Origin of the sequence: Arthrobacter sp. TB 26, assembly GCF_000427315.1 — a bacterium.
Lineage (GTDB): Bacteria > Actinomycetota > Actinomycetes > Actinomycetales > Micrococcaceae > Arthrobacter.
In genome coordinates, this window is sequence record NZ_AUPJ01000404.1 from 1 (window position 1) to 4,189 (window position 4,189).

The following is a 4,189-nucleotide window of genomic DNA, read 5'->3' on the forward strand; positions in this document are numbered from 1 at the left end:
GGACTCGGCCGGGACGGTGAGGGTGGTTTCCACGCTTACTTTTCTTCCAGTCCCAGGGCCATGGCCACGGTCACCACGTCATTGGATACCTTGACGGGCTGCACTTCACTGCCGTCCTCGGTGCGGAGCGCCCACTGCGGATCCTTGAGGCCGTGGCCGGTGACCGTGATGACAATCGTCTTGCCGGCCGGAACTTCGCCGGCCGCATGCTTTTTGATCAGGCCGGCGACACCGGCAGCGGAACCCGGTTCGACGAAGACGCCTTCACGGGCGGACAGCCAGCGGTGGGCGGAGAGGATTTCCTCGTCAGTCACGGCTTCGATCACGCCGCCGGATTCGTCGCGCGCTGCGATGGCGGTGTCCCACGATGCGGGGTTGCCGATCCGGATGGCGGTCGCGATCGTGTCGGGCTCCGTGATGGGGTGGCCGGCGACGAACGGTGCCGCCCCGGCGGCCTGGAAGCCCCACATGACCGGGGTCCTGGTGGACACTGCGGGCAGTGTGCCGGCGGTGGCGGACTCGAAGGGCGCGCAGTATTCCTTGTAGCCCTTCCAGTACGCGGTGATGTTGCCCGCGTTGCCAACCGGGAGCACATGGAAGTCCGGGGCGTCGCCGAGCCAGTCGACCACTTCGAACGCGCCGGTCTTCTGCCCCTCGATCCGGGCCGGGTTGACGGAGTTGACGAGGAACACCGGGTAGGACTCCCCCAGCTTGCGGGCGATGTCGAGGCAGTCGTCGAAGTTGCCGTTGACCTGCAGCAGGGTGGCGCCGTGCGCGATCGCCTGGCTCAGCTTGCCCATCGAGATCTTGCCTTCGGGCACCAGCACAACGCACTTCAGGCCGGCTGCGGTGGCATATGCGGCGGCGGAGGCGGAGGTGTTGCCCGTGGAGGCGCACACCACGGCCTTGGCGCCGGCGGCAACTGCGGCCGTCATGGCCATGGTCATGCCGCGGTCCTTGAAGGAGCCGGTCGGGTTCATGCCTTCGACCTTGAGGTAGACATCACTGCCGGTGAGCGCGGACAGCTGCTGCGCGTGAACGAGCGGGGTGCCGCCCTCCCCCAGGGTGATGACCTTCGTTGCCTCGGTGACGGGCAGACGTTCAGCGTATTCGCGGATGACGCCGCGCCATTGGTGAGCCACTTAGACTCCTTCTACCCGGAGTACGGATGTAACGGAATTGATGACGTCCAGGCTCTTGACGGCCTCGACGGTGGCTGCCAGTGCAGCCTCGCTTGCGCGGTGGGTGACAATCCGGAGTTCCGCCGATTCGATGGTGGAATCAGCATCGCGGTGGATGGTCTGCCGCATGATTTCAATGGAAACGCCGTGCTCGGCGAAGAGCCGGGCGATCTTGGCGAGCACACCGGGCTGGTCCGCAACGTCGAGGCCGATGTAGTAGCTGGTGACCGCGGCAGTGATGGGAAGCGCGGACACCTGGCCCGTGGTGGTCTCGGCGCGGCCCGGGCCGCCCAGGACGATGCTGCGGGCAGCGGAGATGAGGTCGCCCATGACGGCGGACGCGGTCGGTTTGCCGCCGGCGCCCTGGCCGTAGAACATCAGCTCGCCGGCGTTTTCCGCCTCGATGAAGACGGCGTTGAACGCGCCGCGCACCGCTGCCAGCGGGTGTTCGCGGGGCAGCAGGGTCGGGTGCACGCGGACGGAGACTCCGGTGCCGGCGTCTGTTTCCGTGCCTGTTTCCCTGCCTGCGGCCGGCAGCTTCTCTGCGATCGCCAGCAGCTTGATGACGAAGCCTGCGTCCTTCGCCGCGGCAATGTCCGCGGCAGTGACGGAGCTGATGCCTTCGCAGTAGACATCGTCCAGGGAAAAACGGGTGTGGAAGGACAGGGAGGCAAGGATCGCGGCCTTGGAGGCGGCGTCGTAACCCTCGACGTCGGCGGTGGGGTCCGCTTCCGCATAGCCCAGGCGCTGGGCCTCGGCCAGGGCATCGGCGAACTGCGCCCCGGTGGAATCCATCTGGTCCAGGATGAAGTTGGTGGTGCCGTTGACGATGCCGAGCACCCGGGTGATCCGGTCCCCGGAGAGGCTGTCCCGGATGGGCCGGAGGATGGGGATCGCGCCGGCGACGGCGGCCTCGTAGGACAGCTGGACGCCGGCCTTGTCCGCTTCCTCGTGGAGGGTGGGGCCGTCTTTGGCGACGAGTGCCTTGTTGCCGGTGACCACGCAGGCGCCGTTGCGCATGGCGGTCAGGATCAGGGTCCGGGCGGGTTCGATGCCGCCCATCAGCTCGATCACCAGGTCGGCGTCCTTGACCAGGGTCTCGGCGTCGGTGGTGAACAGTGCGTGCGGCAGTTCGACCTCCCGGGGCGCGTCGAGGTTGCGCACAGCGATGCCGACCAGCTCCAGGCGTGCACCGGCGCGCGATGCCAGCATGTCGGCGTCGTCAAGGAGAATCCGCGCAACCTGGGCCCCGACGTTGCCACAGCCCAGCAGGGCCACTTTCAGGGTTCGCAATTCGGTCATTCAGACTCCCATGTCGCGGTTGAGCAGATCTTCTTCGGTTTCCCCGCGGACAATGAGCCGGGCAGATCCATCGCGCACAGCGACAACGCCCGGCCGGGCCAGATAGTTGTAGTTGCTTGACAGGGCCCAGCAGTAGGCGCCGGTCCCCGGTACAGCGAGCAGATCACCGGCTGCCACGTCCTCGGGCAGATATACATCTCTAACAACTATGTCGCCGCTCTCGCAATGTTTGCCCACTACGCGGGACAGCTGCGGGGCCGCGGCGGACGCCCGTGAGGCCAGAATCGCCGAGTAATCCGCGTCGTACAGCACCGGACGCGGGTTATCGCTCATCCCGCCGTCCACTGACACATACCGGCGCGGGTACGTAACGTTTTTGCCGGTTTCGCCGGAATTTCCGGATTTGCTGCCGTCGGCGCCGGGAGCATCGACCCGGACCGTCTTCAACGTGCCCACCTCGTAGAGCGTGAACGTGGTGCTGCCGACGATCGCCCGGCCCGGTTCGATCGAAATCCGCGGGGCGGAAATGCCCAGCTCCGCGCATTTGGTGCGGACGACGGCGGCCATTGCCTGGGCGATTTCGGCGGCCGGGCGCGGAGTGTCCACGGGCGTGTAGGCGATGCCGTAGCCGCCGCCGAGGTCGAGTTCGGGGAGCACGATCGAGTACTTGGACTGCATCGCGGCGAGGAAGTCCAGCAGCTTCTCCGCGGCAAGGGCGAAGCCGTCGGGTTCGAAGATCTGCGAACCGATGTGGCAGTGCAGGCCCAGCAGTTCGATGCTGGGGTGGCCCGAAGCCGCGGCCACGGCCTCCTCGGCCGCTGACAGCCCGGCCTGCTCGGTGGAATCCCCGGCCATGGAGAGGCCGAACTTCTGGTCCTCGTGGGCGGTGGCGATGAATTCATGGGTGTGGGCGTGCACGCCCGGGGTCAGCCGCAGCATGACCTTGGCGGTTTCGCCGCGGTTGCCGGCGATCCTGGCGACGCGTTCGAGCTCGGCGATGCTGTCGACCACGATCCGGCCGAGTTTCATGTCCAGGGCGCGGTGGATCTCGCCGTCGGACTTGTTGTTGCCGTGAAGTGCGACGTCGGACCCGGGGATGCCGGCCCGGGCGGCGACGGCCAGTTCCCCGCCGGAGGCCGTGTCCAGCCGCAGCCCCTCTTCCTCCACCCAGCGGACCACCGCGGTGCACAGGAAGGATTTGCCGGCGTAGTAGACATCCACTCCCCCGCAGATGTCGGCGAAGGCGTTATTAAAGGCATCGGAGAAGGCCCGGGCCCGGGCCCGGAAGTCGTTCTCGCTCATCACAAACAGGGGCGTGCCGAACTGCCGCTGGAGCTCGCTGACTGCCAGCCCGTCGAGGGTGAGCTCGCCGGCGTCGTTCCGGGCGACCCCGCTTGCCCACATGGGTTCGTGCAGGGCGTTGAGGTCAGCGGGGACGGCCAGCCATTCCGGCGCGAGCGGGGAGGCTTCGCCGGCGGTGGTGGACGGGTTCGTGGTCATGGCGGTTACATCCGTTCCGGCGCCGAGACGCCCAGCAGTTCCAGTCCGTTGGCCAGCACCTGGCTTGTCGCGTCGTTGAGCCACAGCCGGGTGCGGTTGAGATCGGTGATCGGTTCGTCGCCCTGCGGCGCCACACGGCAGGCGTCGTACCAGCGGTGGTAGGCGCCGGCGATGACCTCGAGGTGGCGGGCCACGCGGTGCGGCTC

At 67.5% G+C, this 4,189-nt stretch carries 3 protein-coding genes and 1 pseudogene (1 of these 4 cut by a window edge); all 4 read right to left on the reverse strand.

Translation table 11 applies throughout. The features are described 5' to 3' along the window. Positions 1-35 precede the first annotated feature (35 nt). A complete protein-coding gene (gene thrC / locus K789_RS0115640) occupies positions 36-1,142 on the reverse strand; it encodes a threonine synthase (protein WP_024367575.1) in 1,107 nt (368 codons plus the stop codon). Then, a complete protein-coding gene (locus tag K789_RS0115645; protein ID WP_024367576.1) occupies positions 1,143-2,483 on the reverse strand; it encodes a homoserine dehydrogenase in 1,341 nt (446 codons plus the stop codon). Then, a complete protein-coding gene (lysA, locus tag K789_RS0115650) occupies positions 2,484-3,983 on the reverse strand; it encodes a diaminopimelate decarboxylase (protein WP_024367577.1) in 1,500 nt (499 codons plus the stop codon). Positions 3,984-3,988: 5 nt separating this feature from the next. Next, positions 3,989-4,189: pseudogene (gene argS, locus K789_RS23290) on the reverse strand (arginine--tRNA ligase); it runs 1,463 nt beyond the window's last position.